We start from the raw sequence: 16,402 nt of genomic DNA on the forward strand, positions 1-16,402 counted from the left end.
CGGCCTGGCCGGTCCGCCAGCGCCGCCCCCCCTGGGCCCGGCGCCGGGCCGCCCCAAGGCGGGCCCAGGCCCCCTCGGGGGGCTGCCGCGTAGCGGCTGGGGGCCCACCACTCTGGGCCCGCGAAGCGGGCAGGGGGTGGGCTCCCTCCTGCTAAACTGCGGCGATCCCTCGTTTTCTACAGGACCCAAGACCATGGGCTTTCTCGCCGGCAAACGCATCCTCGTCACCGGGGTGCTGTCCAATCGCTCCATCGCCTACGGCATCGCCAAGGCCTGCCGCCGCGAAGGCGCCGAACTCGCCTTCACCTACGTCGGCGAACGCTTCAAAGACCGCATCACCGAATTCGCCGCCGAATTCGACAGCAAGCTCATCTTCCCCTGCGACGTCGCCGAAGACGCCCAGATCGAGGCCACCTTCGCCGAACTCGGCAAGACCTGGACCAAGCTCGACGGCCTGGTCCACGCCATCGGCTTCGCGCCGCGCGAAGCCATCGCCGGCGATTTCCTCGACGGCCTCTCGCGCGAGAGCTTCCGCATCGCCCACGACATCTCCGCCTACAGCTTCCCCGCCATGGCCAAGGCCGCCCTGCCCCTGCTGCAGGGCCCCGAAGGCAACGGCACCGGCGCCGTGCTCACGCTGAGCTACCTCGGCGCCGAACGCGTCGTAGACAACTACAACACCATGGGCGTCGCCAAGGCCGCGCTCGAAGCCGCGACCCGCTACCTGGCCACCTCGCTGGGCCCCAAGGGCATCCGCGCCAACGCCATCTCGGCCGGCCCCATCAAGACCCTGGCCGCCGCCGGCATCAAGGATTTCTCGAAGATCCTCAACTTCGTCGAGACCTTCGCGCCGCTGCGCCGCAACGTCACCATCGACGACGTCGGCAACGTCGCCGCCTTCCTGCTCTCCGACCTCGCGGCAGGCGTGACCGGCGAAGTGACGCACGTCGACGCCGGCTTCTCCACCGTCGTCCCGGGGATCGCGTAAGCCGCTGCATGACCCGTCGCCCGCCCGTCCGGCCCGCCGACCGCCACGCCTTCGACACCATCATCGACGCGCGCTCGCCCTCGGAGTTCGCGCTGGACCACATCCCCGGCGCGATCAACTGCCCGGTGCTGGACGACGAAGAACGGCGCATCGTCGGCACGCTCTATAACCAGACCGGCGCGTTCGAAGCGCGCCGGGTCGGAGGCGCCATGGTGGCTGCCAACCTGGCCCGCCATCTGCATGAGCGATTCGCCGACCAGCCCGCGAACTGGAAGCCGCTGGTGTACTGCTGGCGCGGCGGTCTGCGCAGCGGCTCCATGGTGACCTGGATGCGGCTGGTGGGCTGGGACGCGCAGCAGCTGGCCGGCGGCTACAAGGCTTTCCGCCATCACGTGGTGGACTTGATCGACACCCTGGCGCCCCGGCTCGACCTGCGCGTGCTGTGCGGCGCCACCGGCAGCGCCAAGACCCGCATCCTGCACGCCCTAGCCGAGCGCGGCGCCCAGGTGCTGGACCTGGAATGCCATGCGTGCCACAAGGGCTCGCTGCTGGGCGCGCTGCCCGGCGTGGAGCAGCCCGGCCAGAAACGCTTCGAGACCCTGGTCGGCCAGGTGCTGGAATCCGTAGACCCGTCCCGGCCGCTCTATGTGGAAGGCGAAAGCGCGCGCATCGGCAGGCTGTCGCTGCCCTTGCCACTGGTCGCCCGCATGCGCGCCGCGCCGTGCATCGAGATCCAGGCTCCAGCCGCGGCGCGCCTGGACTTCCTGCTGCGCGACTATGCCTACCTGGGCGACGATCGCGAAGCGCTGGCCGACAAGCTCGACTATCTCAAGGCCCAGCAGGGCGGCGAAACCGTCCAGCGCTGGCAGGCCTGGGCCCGTGCCGGCAACCTGCCGCCGCTGTTCACCGAGTTGATGGCGCAGCACTACGATGCCCACTACGAGCGCTCGCAGGCCCGCCATTTCTCCGCCTGGCCGCAACGGACGGCGGTCGCCGCCGCCGAACTGACGCCGGCCGGCATTGCCGCCGCGGCACAGGCCGTGCTCGCTCTGGAAACGGCGCGCCCAGTCCCTGCGCCTGCCGATTCGTGAAGCCGCAAAAAATGCCCCCACGCTAGGCCCTGTGGGCCGTCGCTGCCCCCCGAGGGGGCGCTTTTTGCCTCGGGGCGGCCCAGCGGCAAAAAAGCCCCCACGCTACGCCTTCGGCTGCGCTGCCCCCCGAGGGGGCGCTTTTTGCCTCGGGGCGGCCCAGCGGCAAAAAAGCAAAAAGCCACTCGGTGGCGAGTGGCTTTTCACATTGCGGACCAGCGCGTGCGGGTGAGGCAGGCGGGCCCGGATCAGGCGCTCAGGCGCGCTTGATTTTCTCGAGCATCTTGAAAATGCCCTTGGGCGCCCCCACAAAAAGACGTTTGAAGGGCTTGCCCAGGCAGCGGCGCTCCAGGGTGTTGCGGCGCGTGCGTTTCTTTTCGGCCATGTCAATCTCCAGTCGATGAATCCGGTTAACCCGGCATTCTAGCCGATATTCGGCCTACTGGGGGGCCGGCGCATCGGCGGCGGCGGCGGGTTCGAATTCGAGCGCCCCGCCGACGAACTTGGCGGTCTGCTGCTCGGCGCGGCCCAACACCCGGCCCAGGACCTTGCCGGTCTGGTGGGAGACCACGTGCCAGACATGGCCGACCTCGGGAACGGTATGGACGGCAACGGTGCCACCCAGCAGAGCAAGCGCCAACGCGACCGTCACCACCACGCGCAGGCTGCGCGGAGGCGGCGGAACGTCGCCCAGCGTCGGCGGCGGGAGATAGACGCCCGCCTCGGCGCCGAACAGATCGGCCTGGGAGGTTTTTTGCTTGCTCATGACGCTATCGTACCTTGCGGCCTGCTGCGGGTTTGTGCGTTCTTGTTACCTAGGCTTGTCAAATGTTGCGATTTTCGCGGCGCTCTCTAACCAGCTACGATTGAAAAATTGCCGGCGTTTTTCCGGCCTCTGAAGCGAACGATGTCCTCCTCCCCCAATACCCCCCAGGACGCCAGCGCCGAACCCGAGATCCGGGTGATCGGCGCGCGCCAGAACAACCTCAAGAACCTGAGCCTGACCCTGCCGACCAACGAGCTGGTGGTGGTCACCGGCGTGTCCGGCTCCGGCAAGAGCTCGCTGGTCTTCGACACGCTCTATGCCGAAGGCCAGCGCCGCTACGTCGAGACTTTCTCGCCCTATGCGCGCCAGTTCCTGGACCGCATGGACAAGCCGCAGGTGGACCGCATCGAGGGCATACCCCCGGCCATCGCGATCGACCAGACCAATCCGGTGCGCACCTCGCGCAGCACGGTCGGCACCATGACCGAGCTGAACGACCACCTCAAGCTGCTGGTCGCCCGCGCCGGCCGGCTCTTCTGCCGCCAGTGCGCGCGGCCGGTGCAGAAGGACACGCCCGAATCCATCTATGCTTCGCTGGCGCGGCGCAGCGCCGCGGCCGGCGATCCGCGCCTGGCGGTCACCTTCCCGGTGCAGGTGCCGGCCAACTACAGCGAAGACGAGATCCGCGGCTTCCTGGAGCGCCAGGGCTATACCCGGGTGCACGCCCAGCGCAAGGTCGGCACCGGCAAGCATGCGGTGCAGCAGCTGGACGTGGTGCAGGACCGCTTCCGCTTCGGCAACGCCGAGCGCGCGCGCGTGATGGAAGCGCTGGACGCCGCGCTGCGGCTGGGCGCCGGGCGCGTGGACGCGCGCGTGCTGGGCGACGACGGCGCCGAGACCGCGCTGTGGAAATACAGCGACGAACTGCACTGCGCCGACTGCGACATCGCCTATTCGACCCCCACGCCCAGCTCGTTCTCGTTCAACTCGCCGCTGGGCGCCTGCGAGGCCTGCCGCGGCTTCGGCCGGGTGATCGGCGTGGACTACGGGCTGATCGTGCCGGACGAGGGCAAGACCCTGCGCGGCGGCGCCGTCAAGCCCTGGCAGACCGCCAGCTACAAAGAGTGCCAGGACGACCTGGTCAAGTACGCGGCCCGCGCCGGCATTCCGCTGGACGTGCCCTGGCGCAAGCTCACCGATGCCCAGCGCGAGTGGGTGCTGCAGGGCACCTCCGACTGGAAGGGCGGCAACGACGCCTGGAAGACCCAGTGGTACGGCGTGAAGCGCTTCTTCGACTGGCTGGAGACCAAGGCCTACAAGATGCACATCCGGGTGCTGCTGTCCAAGTACCGCGCCTACACGCCGTGCCAGGCCTGCGGCGGCGCCCGCCTCAAGCCCGACTCGCTGCTGTGGCGGGTGGGCGGCAAGGAAGAGGCCGACAGCGTGCTGCCCGAATCGGACGGCACCTACACGCGCTTCCGCCCGGTGGGCGCATCGTGGGGCGCGGCCACGCTGGCCGCGCTGCCCGGCCTGTCCATCCACGATCTGATGCTGTTGCCCATCGAACGGGTGCGCACCTTCTGCGACGCCTTGCGTTTCGAAGGCGCGATGGATGCGGCCACCGAGCTGCTGCTGCAGGAAGTTCGCGCGCGCCTGAAATTCCTGTGCGACGTCGGCCTGGGCTACCTGACGCTCGACCGGCAGAGCCGCACGCTGTCGGGCGGCGAGGTCCAGCGCATCAACCTGACCACCGCGCTCGGGACCTCGCTGGTCAACACGCTGTTCGTGCTCGACGAGCCTTCCATCGGCCTGCACCCGCGCGACATGAACCGCATCGTCGAAGTCATGCACCGGCTGCGCGACGCGGGCAATTCGCTGGTGGTGGTCGAGCACGATCCGCAGGTCATGCTGGCCGCCGACCGCGTCATCGACATCGGCCCGGGGCCGGGCGAGCGCGGCGGCCACATCGTCTTCAACGGCTCGCCCGAGCAATTGCGGCAGGCCCCCACGCTCACCGGCGACTACCTCTCGGGCCGGCGCCACGTGGCCGCGCCGCGGCCCATGCCGGTCAACGCGAACACGCCGCGCCTGATCGTGGAAGGCGCGCGCGAACACAACCTGAAGAACCTGCACGCGGAGTTCCCGCTGGGCCGGCTGGTCTGCGTGACCGGCGTCTCGGGTTCGGGCAAGTCCACGCTGATCCAGGACGTGCTGTATCCGGCGCTGCTCAAGCGCAAGGGCAAGCCCACCGAGGCGCCCGGCGCGCACGACCGCATCCTGGGCGACGACTGGATCGCCGAAGTGGTGATGGTGGACCAGTCGCCCATCGGCAAGACCGCGCGCTCCAACCCCGCCAGCTACGTGGGCGCCTTCGACGGCGTGCGCAAGCTGTTCGCCCAGGCGCGGCTCTCGAAAGAGCGCGGCTATACCGCCGGCATGTTCAGCTTCAACGCCGGCGACGGCCGCTGCCCGACCTGCGGCGGCACCGGCTTCGAACACGTCGAGATGCAGTTCCTGTCGGACGTCTACCTGCGCTGCCCCGATTGCGACGGCACCCGTTTCCGGCCCGAGGTCCGCGAAGTCACGATCACGCGCAAGGGCCGCGAGGCCTCGATCTCCGACGTGCTGGAGATGACCGTGACCGAGGCGCTGGACTTCTTCGAAGGCGAGCGCGACATCCAATGGGGCCTGGCGCCGCTGGCCGACGTGGGCCTGGAATACGTGCGCCTGGGCCAGCCCGTGCCGACGCTGTCGGGCGGCGAGGCGCAGCGCCTCAAGCTGGCCGGCCACCTGGCCGAGGCCGCGCGCTCGGGCATCTCGACGCTGGGCGCCAAGCTCTCGAAGAAAGGCAGCCTGTTCCTGTTCGACGAGCCCACCACCGGCCTGCACTTCGACGACATCGCGCGGCTGATGGGCGCCTTCCGCAAGCTGCTGGCGGCCGGCCACACGCTGATCGTGATCGAGCACAACCTCGACGTGATCCGCGCCTCGGACTGGCTGATCGACCTCGGCCCCGAAGGCGGCGACGCCGGCGGGATGATCATCGCCGCGGGCACGCCGCGCGACATCATGGATTCGCCTGCCTCCTACACCGGGCAGGCGCTGCGCGAATATGAGCTGCAGATCGGCAGCCTGGAAACCGCGCAGGCGAAGACGAACGGCAGCACGGCGGCCGACGACACCGCCCAGCCGGCGCAGGCCGCCTATGCGGCCGAACCCGCGCAAACCGTGCCCGTCGTGGCCGAGGCGGCCGTTTCCTATGGCGCCGCCGACGCCGGCGTGCCGCTGCAGAACCTGCTCGCGCGCCGCCGCCACGCGGCGCGCGCCATCCAGATCAAGAACGCCCGCGAGCACAACCTGAAGAACGTCGACGTCGAGATCCCGCGCGACACCTTCACGGTGATCACCGGGGTCTCGGGCTCGGGCAAATCCACCCTGGCCTTCGACATCCTGTTCAACGAAGGACAGCGGCGCTACCTGGAGTCGCTCAACGCCTACGCCCGCTCCATCGTGCAGCCGGCCGGCCAGCCCGACGTGGACGCGATCTTCGGCATCCCGCCAACGGTGGCGATCGAGCAGCGCACCAGCCGCGGCGGACGCAAGTCCACCGTCGCCACGATGACCGAGACCCACCACTTCATGCGCCTGCTGTACATGAAGCTGGGCACGCAGTACTGCCCCAACTGCGACATCCCGGTCGAGCCGCAGACCTTCGACCTCATCGTCAGCCGCATCCTGCGCGACCTCAGGGGCCAGCACGTCGGCATCCTGGCGCCGCTGGTCAGCGCGCGCAAGGGCTACTACACCGACCTGGCCAAGTGGGCGGCCAACAAGGGCTATACCCACCTGCGCGTGGACGGCGCCTTCATCCCCACCGCCAAATGGCCGCGTCTGGACCGCTTCAAGGAACACGACATCGACCTGCCGGTGGCCGACTTCATCGTCGACGCCGCGCACGAAGCGCCGCTGCGCGCCGCGATCCACGAAGCGCTGGAACACGGCCATGGCGTGCTCAGCGTGGTCTGGCCGCTGCAGAAACTCCAGGTGGAGATGGCCAGCGGGGCCGACGCGCCGGCGCCCGAACTCGAGCAGCGCGTGTTCTCGGTCAAGCGGGCCTGCCCCTCGTGCGGACTGAGCTTTCCCGAGCCCGATCCGCGCATGTTCTCGTACAACTCCAAGCACGGCTGGTGCACCTCCTGCTTCGGCACCGGGGTCAGGCTGCCGGGCTTCGACGCCGAGCAGACCGGCGAAGAAACCGCCTGGAACGCCTGGTACGAAGGCGAGGCCCTGCCCTGCCCGGATTGCCACGGCCAGCGCCTGAACCGCAACGCGCTGGCGGTGCGCTGGCGCGGCCGCTCGATCGCGCAGCTGTCGTCCATGGCGGTGCGCGAGGCCGGCGGCTTCTTCCGCGAGCTGCGGACCGAAGGGCGCGAGGCCGAGATCGCGCGCGACATCCTCGCCGAACTGCGCAGCCGCCTCGAATTCCTCGAGGAAGTGGGCCTGGGCTACCTGGCCCTGGACCGCGCCGCGCCCACGCTGTCCGGCGGCGAGGCCCAGCGCATCCGCCTGGCCGCGCAGCTGGGCTCCAACCTGCAGGGCGTCTGCTACGTGCTGGACGAACCCACCATCGGCCTGCACCCGCGCGACAACCGCATTCTGCTGAACGCGCTGTCGCGGCTGGAAGGCAAGGGCAACACGCTGGTCGTGGTCGAGCACGATGAAGACACCATCCGCCGCGCCGCCCACGTCATCGACATCGGGCCCGGCGCCGGCGTGCGCGGCGGCACCGTGGTGGCGCAGGGCACGGTGGACGACATCATCGCCAGCCCGGACTCGCTCACCGGCAAATACCTCGCCCATCCCCTGCAGCACCCCCTGCAGCCGCGCCGGCCCGTCTCCCCGGACACGCCGCGCATCGCCGTGCGCAAGGCCAGGCTGCACAACCTGCGCGACGTCGACGCGAGCTTCCCTGTGGGACGCCTGACCGTGGTCACCGGCGTCTCGGGTTCCGGCAAATCCACGCTGGCGCGCGACGTGCTGCTCGACAACCTGCAGCGCCGCATCGGCAAGGACGCGGAGAAGCAGGCGGCCTGGACCGGCTGCGCCGCCATCGCCGGCTGGGAAGGCGTGGACCGCGTGCTGGAAGTCGACCAGACTCCCATAGGCAAGACCCCGCGCTCCTGCCCGGCCACCTACGTCGGCTTCTGGGACACCATACGCAAGCAGTTCGCCGACACTACCGAAGCGCGCATGCGCGGCTGGGCCGCAGGCCGCTTCAGCTTCAATACCGGCGAAGGCCGCTGCCCGGTCTGCGAAGGCCAGGGCATGCGCACCATAGAAATGAACTTCCTGCCGGACGTGAAAGTGCCGTGCGACGCCTGCAACGGCGCGCGCTTCAACCGCGAGACACTGGCCGTGCACTTGCGCGGCAAGAGCATAGGCGACGTGCTGGCCATGGAAATCGACGAAGCCGTCGACTACTTCGGCGCCCACCCGTCCATCCTCAACCCGCTGCAATTGCTGCAAAGCGTGGGCCTGGGCTACCTCACCCTGGGCCAGCCCTCGCCCACCCTGTCCGGCGGCGAAGCCCAGCGCATCAAGCTCGTCACCGAACTGGCCAAGGCCAGGCTCGACGAGGGCACGATGCGCACCGGACGCGCCTACAAGATGCCGCACACGCTGTACGTGCTGGACGAACCGACGGTGGGCCTGTCGATGGCCGACGTCGAGAAACTGATCCGCGTGCTGCATCGTTTGGTGGATGCCGGCAACACGGTCGTCGTGATCGAACACAACCTCGACGTCATCGCCGAAGCCGACTGGCTGCTCGACATGGGTCCCGAAGGCGGCGGCGAAGGCGGCCAACTGGTGGTCGAAGGCACGCCCGAACACGTCATGGAGCAGAGCGCCCGGTCGCATACCGGACAGGTACTGGCGGAATTCATGCAGACGGCGGCCGCCGGCAGCGCTGCCGCCGAAGCCCACGCCGAGGCAGGCTGATGCGCCCCCAGCTCATCGAAACCCTGCGCGTCGAAGCCGACGGACGCATGCCGCTGCTGCCCTGGCACCTGGAACGCCTGGGCAGTTCCTGCACCGAGCTGTCCTACCGCTGGTCGGTGGACGCCGTCCAGCGCGCCATCGCCCGCGCTGCCGCCACCTTGCCCGACGGCGTGCGGCACCGGATGCGCGTGCTCGTTTCCGACGACGGCGGCATCGCCGTCGAAACCACGCCGCTCCCCGACTTGCCGCCGCACCCGAAAGTCGCGCCGGCTTCCGAGCCGCTCGACTCCCACGCCCCACTGCTGCGCCACAAAACCACCTGGCGCCCGTGGTACCGGCAAGCCGCCGACTGGCTCGCCGCGCACCCCGACCACTTCGACCTGCTGTTCCTGAACGAGCGCGGCGAACTGTGCGAAGGCAGCCGCACCAACCTCTACCTCAAACTGGACGGCCGCTGGATCACCCCGCCCGTCGAATGCGGCCTGCTGCCAGGCGTGCAACGGGCGGCATTGATCGACGATGAACTCGCGGAAGAAGGCGTTCTCACGCTGGAGGATTTACGGCGCGCCGAAGGCATCCGCCTCTCCAACGCGCTGCGCGGCTGGTTCGACGTCGCGCTGTCCACGACGGCCTGAAGATCAGAGGCCGGCGGCCCGGGCATCCGTTCCGCCCGCCGCGATGAAACCAGACCAGAACAGGGAGTCCTGGCCGACATCGACGTCGTAGCGCCGGCGAAAAGCCAGCCCCCCTTTCTCGTCCACCTCGAAAACCGCGAGGCCCGGCGGAATCGCCGTCTCGACATCGCCTTCTCTGAGCAGGCGCTGCTGCATGTTGCCCACGACCATCATCGTCTGGGAAGGATCGATGGAGAAGGTGCGCGGCCGGTTTCCCCGCGTGTCCGCATGTTGGGCGAGCAGGGGTTCGCCGGTGGCGGGATCGAGATCGAAGCGCACGACGGCATTTTCGCCGCCCAGATGGACTTCGAGAGGATTGTGAGGCCCGCCGCGGTTGACGACGTAGAGCGCCTTGCCGGAGGGATGCAGGCCGATCGCGCCCACCACCTGCTTGTGGAAAATACGGCCCGGGTCCTTCAGGGTTTCCTTGATGTAGAGCGGCTCGTCACGAACGGTGCCGTCCACGGTTTCGAAAACGAACAGCTTGTTCTGGCGCTCCAGCGCGACGTAGATCCACGGCTTGCGCGGGTGGAAGACGATATTGCGCGGCCCGAATCCATAACCTCCGCCCGGCGCGACGCTCTTCTGGAAAGTCAGGCGGCCATCGTCGTAGTCGAACACCTTGAGCGCGCCCGGATCTTCCGGCCGGCCATCCTTGGCGTCGTTGCCGCGCGCGCACAGAATGGCGAGACGGCTGTCCGAAGACACCAGGATCTGGTGCGCGTAGACGCCCGCATCGAGGTCGGATGGCTGGGGCACCTCTTCGCCAACCGTGCCGTTCTCCTCCACGCGGTGCACCGACAGCCCGGAGGGCTTATGGTAGGCCACCAACAGGTGGCGGCCGCGCGGGTCGATGCAGACGTGAACCGGGCGCGAGCGCAGCGGCGCCGGCTTTCCATGGGCGGCAAGCATGCCTTGCCCGTCGATGCGGAACGCGCGAAGTTCGTGCGTATCGCCCGCGACCCGGGGCCCGCCGTTGCTGACGGCCGCGTAGAACAGCCCGGTCGCGGGTGCCTGGCAGGCATATTGCACCGCGCCCGCGAGCGGAATTTCCTGTATTGGCCGCAGGGAAAAATCCGCCGCATCGACGGCATGCACCACGAGTCTCGGCCCGACGCCGGCGCAGAAGAGGGAGGAATGGTTCATGTTTTCGCAGAGAGCCGGATCGGTCAGGAAAGCCTCGGACGAGCGATGAGACCGCGGTTGAGTTCGTCGATGGCGCGGCAGCCCAGAAAGGCCATGGTTTTCTCCAATTCGTTCGCCAGCAGGGCAAGCGCGCGTTTGGCGCCCTCCTTCCCGCCGACCGTCACGCCGTAAAGCGGCGCCCGGCCCACGAGCACGGAATCGGCGCCCATGGCGATTGCCTTGGCGATGTCGCTGCCGCGGCGGACGCCGCTGTCGAGAATGACGGTCATGCGGCCGCCGACCGCGTCGACGATCTCCGGCAGCACGTCGATCGAGGCGATCGAACTATCCATGTTGCGCCCGCCGTGATTGGAGACGACGATGCCGTCGGCGCCATGCTGGAGGGCGAGCCTGGCGTCTTCCGGATGCATCACGCCTTTGACCAGCAGCGGCCCCTGCCAGCGCGCGCGCAGCCGGTCCACGTCTTCCCAGACCAGGGAATCCGCCCGCAGCGCGGAGCGGGCCGTCGGATCGGCCGTGATCCTGACCTTGTATTCTTCGGGGAAATTTTCGTTGCGCGGCATGCCGCTGGTCATCATGTAGCGCAGCATGACCAGGGCGAACCAGCGGGGGTGCATGAGCATGTCGGCGACGGAGCGCGCGGAGATGCGGTAGGGAACGCTGAAGCCGTTGCGCTTGATCTTTTCGCGCAGGGAGCCCCGGCCGAAATCGGCGCTGACGAGCAGCGTGTTGTAGCCGCTGTCGCGGGCACGCTCCACCAGCCTGTACGAGAGTTCGCGCTCGCGCCACATGTAGAGCTGGAACCAGAGATTGCCGCCGGCTTCCCTGGCGACTTTCTCCAGAGGCGTGATCGAATTGGTCGACAAAATGAACGGCACGCCGACGTCGCGCGCGGCGCGGGCCAGCTCCACCTCGCCTTCGTACCAGCAAAGGCCGGATATCGCGGTCGGCGCGACGGCAAGCGGCAGGCTGACCGGCTGGCCGAACAGCGACGTCGCCAGATCCATGCTGGAGACGTCGTTCATGATCCGGCTGTACATCTTGACCAGGCGAAACGCCTCGCGGTTGTTGGCCAGGGAAACCAGGTCCTCGCTGCCCGAGTCCATGTACTCGAACACACCCCGGGGCAGAATGCGCCTGGCTTCCTGGCGCAGGTCTTCGATGTTCAGGTATTTTTTCAGATTGGACATACAACCCCGAAGGATCAAGTCTTGGCGCCAAGAAGCTTGACCGCGTCTTCGGCCAAGGACATGTCCGCGACCTGCGAGAACGGCAGGACGGTCTTCTGGGTATGGAAGCGCACGTTCACTTCCTGGACGTAGTTCATCCTCGCCTCGGAGACGACGATGTCTTCCGAATAGGGCTTGTATTTCTGGAGGAAATTCCACTGCGACAGGGCCTCGGCCTCGTGCCCTCCCCGCTGGCCTGTCGCGGCCGCGTATGCCTTCACGAAATCGTCGCGGGATTCCGGCGACTGGACGTAGCGGTAGAGTTTTGCAAAAGCCGCCAGCGCTTTCACCAGGCCGTCGCGCTTTTTGGCGATGGCTCGCTCGGACGTGTATGCTGTCTGATACGTGTAGTCGGGGATCTCTTCCCAGAAATTGCCGTGTTCCGGCACATGCACACCGTACTTTTCCTGCTGATCGTAGACGTCGATGCCGGAAGCTCCCGCGGCGATCGTGCCGCCGGCAACGGCTTTGAAGATCGCCGCATTGCTGCCGATGTTGCGGAACTGCACCTTGCTCACATCGACCCCGTTCTTCGCAAGCACCAGCGTGGTCAGCATGTGGACGGCGGCGCCGATGGCCCCCGAGCCCATGACCTTGCCTTCGAGATCCTTGAGGGTCTTGATGGCGGGGTCCTTCGCGTAGATCGCGGCCTGGTAGAGCATGGAGCTGCCGCCGATGATCTTGAGCTTGGCGCCCTTGGACATGGCGGGGAAAACGCCGTTGAAGGCGACGATCGTCGCCATGTCCATTTCCCCGCTGATCAGGCTCGGAATGACCTGGGAATTGTCGGTGACCTTGGTGACTTTTGCCTCGATCCCGAAATCGGCATCGTATTTCTTCTGCAGAAGCATCTGGATAAGCGTGTTGGTGAGCGTGGAGTTCGACGTGATGATGTTCACGCTCTCCCCGGCGGCGAACGCCAGGTTCACGAACGTCGACGTGCTCGCGGCGGACGCAAGTCCGGCGAACGCGCTGAAACGAAGAAATTCGCGCCTGTCTAAGCGGTTGTCCATGTCTCTTTCCTCCTGGTGGGTATCGGGCTCCATCCATGCAGGCGATGCGCCTTCGAAGCCTTGACTACGTCTTGCGGTATCCATCCCATCCGAGCCAAGCGCATACGGCTTTGCCCATGATGAGTTCCTTGTCGCGCCGCGACAGCCAGTCGATTTCTTCGGTGATGAACGTCACGCACTGGCGGTAGCTGCATGTCATGCGCGACAGGTCGGTACCCCAGAACACGCGCTCCGGGCCGAACGCATCGACCGTCCGGCGCAACGGCTCATGCAGATCGAGAAAGGGGTAGGCCTCGGCCGAATGCAACGGCAAGCCCGTGATCTTGACCGCGATATTCGGGTGCTTCGCCAGCGCCAGCAGTTCGGGCAGATGGTCGAATGCCCGGGGGCCTTTCCGGTTGCGTGTCAGCCCCATGTGATCGACGGCGAGGCGCAGCTGCGGGTGTGCCTGCGCGATCTTCGCGAAGCGATCGAGGTGGCCCGGCGCCAGCATCATGACCGGAATGCCGGCTGCCTCCGCGGCCGGCCATATCCAGTCCGCCTTGCCATCCACGAGGAGGTGGCTGTGCTCGGGATTGAAGACGAGGCGGATGCCGAGCGCGCCCGGCCGACCCTTCCATTTCCGCAGGATCTCGCGGCTTTCAGGCGCATCGACCTTGACGCGGCCCATGACCGCGAAGCGGTCGGGATGCGCGGCAGCGGCCGCGAAGGCATGCTCGTTGTCATCCCAGCTCGGCGGAACAATGATCACTCGGTCCACCCCAGCTCGGTCCATTTCCGGCAGCAGATCGTCCTTGGAAAAGACAGCCTGCTGGCGGTGGTGGGCGTTGGCGGGGGTCACTTTCCGTCCGCTCGTCCAGAGATGGACCTGGGCGTCGACGATCATCGTTCGGTAGAACCCAGGCGATCGAGCCGGTGGATTTCCGCAAGCTGATCCAGCGAGTTCCGCCATTCCGCGTCCGGCGCCTCGCGCAGAGCGGGACGCTGGTCCACGGCGTCGGCGACCCAGTCGATGCGCTCGGCGATGGCGCTGGCCATCAAGGGCGTCATGCCGATCTCCGCGACCGTGTCGGCGGACTCGCGCATTTCCGCCGCGCGGCGGCGGCCGTGTTCGAGCAGGCGGCCGATCTTGTAGCCGGCGAAATCTTCCCAGTTCATGCCGGGATAGCTCCGCTGCAAGGATTCCAGCACGCCCTCTTCGACGCCATAGAGCCGGGCGGCCAGCAGGCATTCGGTGGCAAGCGCTTCGAAGCCTTTCACCATCACGCTGCGGCACATCTTCAGCGCCGATGCGCGGCCGATCTCGTTGTCGCCGAGGGTCAGCTTCATGCCCGTCCCGTCCATGACCCGCTTCACTTCCGCCGAAGCCTTGCCGCCGAGCGTGATGGGCACCTTGATGCCGTAGGGTTTGATCGGCGACATCACGGCGGCCTCGACGTAATCCGCCCCCGACTGCTCGACGGCGGCGGCGTCCTTGCGCTTGGTGGCCGGAGACACCGAGTTCAGATCGACGAAGATCTGGCCCGGACGCAGGTAGCCGCCGGCTTGCGCGGCGACGTCGTAGGCCGAGGCCGCGGTAACGGCCGAGAAAACGATCCTGGCATCCCGCGCCGCTTCCGCCGCGGATCCGGCTATCGAGACGCCATTCGACCGCGCGGCCTGCGCCAGCGGATGCCGGGTCGCGTCCCGGTCGAACAGGATGTCGTAGACCGTGACGTCCTTCAGGCCCGAGGCGACGAACTCTTTCGAGAATCGCGCCCCCACTTCGCCGAAACCGATAATCGCGATCTTGCGGTTGCCGTCAGTCATGTTCAGTCCTCTCTCCAAACTCTCCAGGGGGCGATCCAGGACTCGACGCGCCGGGCAAGCACCGTCAGGATGACGCCCATCAGCATCAGGACGAAGATCGGCACGAACATCGAAGCCGTATCGAACTGGTTTCCGTACTTGACGATCAGCGCGCCCAGCCCCGTGATCGAGGTAAAGAACTCGGCGACGACCATGCCGATGATGCCCCGGCCGATGCCCAGGCGGACGCCCGTCATCATGTAGGGAAGCGCGGAAGGGAGGATGATCTTGACGAAGACCTGGTGCTCCCTGGCGGCGAAGGCATTGCCGACGTCGAGTAGCGCGGCCGGCACGTTGCGCACGCCGGAAATGGTGTTGATCAGGACCGGGAAGATCGTCAGGATCACGACGATGAAGAGCTTGGACGTGTTGCCCAGGCCGAACCACAGGATGACCAGCGGAATGATGGCGATCAGCGGCGTGGCGTACAGCGCGTTGACGAGCCAGTCGGTGGCCGCCTCCACCGCGCGGTACCGGCCGATGACCAGGCCCAGGACCAGGCCGAGAACCGTGGCGATCGCAAAGCCGAAGAGCAGGGTCTGCAGGCTGCTCGACATGGCGGCCGGCAGTTCGCCGTTCATCGTCATTTCGTAGGCGGCCATGCCGATGGCCGAGGGATAGGACATGAACAGCGGGTCTATCTGCCGGCCGAAGATCTCCCACATCGCGAATGCGAAAACGATCGAACACAGCCGGATGATCCGCAGCCGCCTCGCGGGAGATGCCGCCTCCAGATATTCGATCTCATGGGCAGCGGCGTCCGGCGCATCCGGTTTGCCGTCGTCTTTCCTGGTCATGCCGCGGCCTTTTCGTCGTTGCGGATGAGATCCCACATGTGGGCGCGAATGCGGAGGAACTCGGGATCGCCGCGCAATTGGGCGATGTCGCCGCGATCGCGGGGAAAGGGGATGTCGATGATCTTCCGCACCCGCCCGGGCCTGGCGCCGAGGACGATGACGCGATTGCTGATGTAGATCGCCTCGTCGAGATCGTGCGTGACGAACAGCACGGTATTGCGGGTTTCGGTCTGAATGCGCAGCATCTCGTTCTGAAGCACCTCGCGCGTCTGCGCGTCCAGCGCGCTGAACGGTTCGTCCATCAACAGGATGGATGGGTCGATGGCGAGCGCGCGGGCGATTCCCACTCGCTGCTGCATGCCGCCGGACAATTCGTGCGGATACTGGTTCTCGGCATGGACGAGGCCGACCAGCTCCAGCAGCTCCCGGGCTTTGCGGGCGCGCGCGGCGGACGGCACGCCCTGCAGTTCCAGGCCGAACTCGACATTCGCGCGGGCGGTGCGCCAAGGCAACAGGCTGGCCTGCTGGAACACGAAACCGCGATCGCGTCCGGGGCGCCGGATGGGCACGCCGTCCACCTTGGCCACGCCTGCGTCGTAGTGGACAAGGCCCTGGATGATGCGCAGCAGGGTGGTCTTGCCGCAGCCGCTCTCGCCCACCAGCGTGACGACCTCGTTCTCGTGGACGTCGAAGCTGATCTCTTTCAGAACCGGAAACAAAGAATCTTTTTTGTTATTGCCATCGCCCCGGACCCGAAAGGATTTGGATAGTTTCTCCACGGAGAGTTTCACTTTCTGCACGATGCTTGTCCCTTCTCAGATCTACTCTATGGTGCGGCGCGAAACGCCCGTGA

13 protein-coding genes are annotated in these 16,402 nt (G+C 67.1%); 4 read left to right on the plus strand and 9 right to left on the minus strand.

Going from position 1 to position 16,402, the window contains the following annotated elements; all coding sequences use genetic code 11:
• Positions 1-193: 193 nt before the first annotated feature.
• Complete coding sequence (fabI, locus tag PIGHUM_RS13195; protein ID WP_124080071.1) at positions 194-988, plus strand: enoyl-ACP reductase FabI; 795 nt, start codon at positions 194-196, stop codon at positions 986-988.
• 8 nt (positions 989-996) lie between these two features.
• Complete coding sequence (gene mnmH, locus PIGHUM_RS13200; protein ID WP_124080072.1) at positions 997-2,079, plus strand: tRNA 2-selenouridine(34) synthase MnmH; 1,083 nt, start codon at positions 997-999, stop codon at positions 2,077-2,079.
• A gap of 253 nt (positions 2,080-2,332) precedes the next feature.
• Here the strand turns inward: mnmH and PIGHUM_RS24355 are convergent, their stop codons facing one another.
• A complete protein-coding gene (locus PIGHUM_RS24355) occupies positions 2,333-2,461 on the minus strand; it encodes a hypothetical protein (protein ID WP_281279078.1) in 129 nt (42 codons plus the stop codon).
• A gap of 54 nt (positions 2,462-2,515) precedes the next feature.
• A complete protein-coding gene (locus PIGHUM_RS13205) occupies positions 2,516-2,842 on the minus strand; it encodes a hypothetical protein (protein ID WP_124080073.1) in 327 nt (108 codons plus the stop codon).
• A gap of 141 nt (positions 2,843-2,983) precedes the next feature.
• Between PIGHUM_RS13205 and uvrA the strand changes: the two genes are divergently transcribed.
• Both uvrA and PIGHUM_RS13215 read left to right on the plus strand, forming a co-directional pair.
• Positions 2,984-8,842 (plus strand): excinuclease ABC subunit UvrA, encoded by a 5,859-nt coding sequence (uvrA, locus tag PIGHUM_RS13210; protein ID WP_124080074.1) that lies wholly within the window; start codon positions 2,984-2,986, stop codon positions 8,840-8,842.
• The gene (locus PIGHUM_RS13215) at positions 8,842-9,477 is read left to right on the plus strand and encodes an aminotransferase class IV family protein (protein WP_124080075.1); all 636 of its coding nucleotides are present in this window, start codon (positions 8,842-8,844) and stop codon (positions 9,475-9,477) included. Before uvrA ends, PIGHUM_RS13215 begins: the two co-directional genes overlap by 1 nt.
• 3 nt (positions 9,478-9,480) lie before the next feature.
• On the opposite strand, the gene PIGHUM_RS13220 is transcribed toward PIGHUM_RS13215, so the two are convergent.
• Genes PIGHUM_RS13220 through PIGHUM_RS13250 form a run of 7 tightly spaced genes read right to left on the minus strand, consistent with a single transcriptional unit; the run spans position 9,481 to position 16,268 of the window.
• The gene (locus PIGHUM_RS13220) at positions 9,481-10,662 is read right to left on the minus strand and encodes a lactonase family protein (RefSeq protein WP_124080076.1); all 1,182 of its coding nucleotides are present in this window, start codon (positions 10,660-10,662) and stop codon (positions 9,481-9,483) included.
• 23 nt (positions 10,663-10,685) lie between these two features.
• Positions 10,686-11,852, minus strand: coding sequence for an alpha-hydroxy acid oxidase (locus tag PIGHUM_RS13225; RefSeq protein WP_124080077.1), 1,167 nt, complete (start codon positions 11,850-11,852; stop codon positions 10,686-10,688).
• A gap of 14 nt (positions 11,853-11,866) precedes the next feature.
• Positions 11,867-12,988 carry an ABC transporter substrate-binding protein gene (locus PIGHUM_RS13230; protein ID WP_124080078.1) on the minus strand — a complete coding sequence of 374 codons (1,122 nt, stop codon included), beginning with the start codon at positions 12,986-12,988 and terminating at the stop codon, positions 11,867-11,869.
• The gene (locus tag PIGHUM_RS13235) at positions 12,969-13,790 is read right to left on the minus strand and encodes an amidohydrolase family protein (RefSeq protein WP_160142253.1); all 822 of its coding nucleotides are present in this window, start codon (positions 13,788-13,790) and stop codon (positions 12,969-12,971) included. Before PIGHUM_RS13235 ends, PIGHUM_RS13230 begins: the two co-directional genes overlap by 20 nt.
• Complete coding sequence (locus PIGHUM_RS13240) at positions 13,787-14,713, minus strand: NAD(P)-dependent oxidoreductase (protein WP_124080080.1); 927 nt, start codon at positions 14,711-14,713, stop codon at positions 13,787-13,789. Before PIGHUM_RS13240 ends, PIGHUM_RS13235 begins: the two co-directional genes overlap by 4 nt.
• Before the next feature lie 2 nt (positions 14,714-14,715).
• Positions 14,716-15,549 carry an ABC transporter permease gene (locus tag PIGHUM_RS13245; RefSeq protein ID WP_124080081.1) on the minus strand — a complete coding sequence of 278 codons (834 nt, stop codon included), beginning with the start codon at positions 15,547-15,549 and terminating at the stop codon, positions 14,716-14,718.
• Positions 15,546-16,268, minus strand: a complete 723-nt coding sequence (locus tag PIGHUM_RS13250; protein WP_246013168.1) for an ABC transporter ATP-binding protein — start codon at positions 16,266-16,268, stop codon at positions 15,546-15,548. Before PIGHUM_RS13250 ends, PIGHUM_RS13245 begins: the two co-directional genes overlap by 4 nt.
• Positions 16,269-16,402 lie beyond the last annotated feature (134 nt).

Origin of the sequence: Pigmentiphaga humi (genome assembly GCF_900606115.1) — a bacterium.
In the GTDB taxonomy this organism is placed as follows: Bacteria; Pseudomonadota; Gammaproteobacteria; order Burkholderiales; family Burkholderiaceae_B; genus Pigmentiphaga; species Pigmentiphaga humi.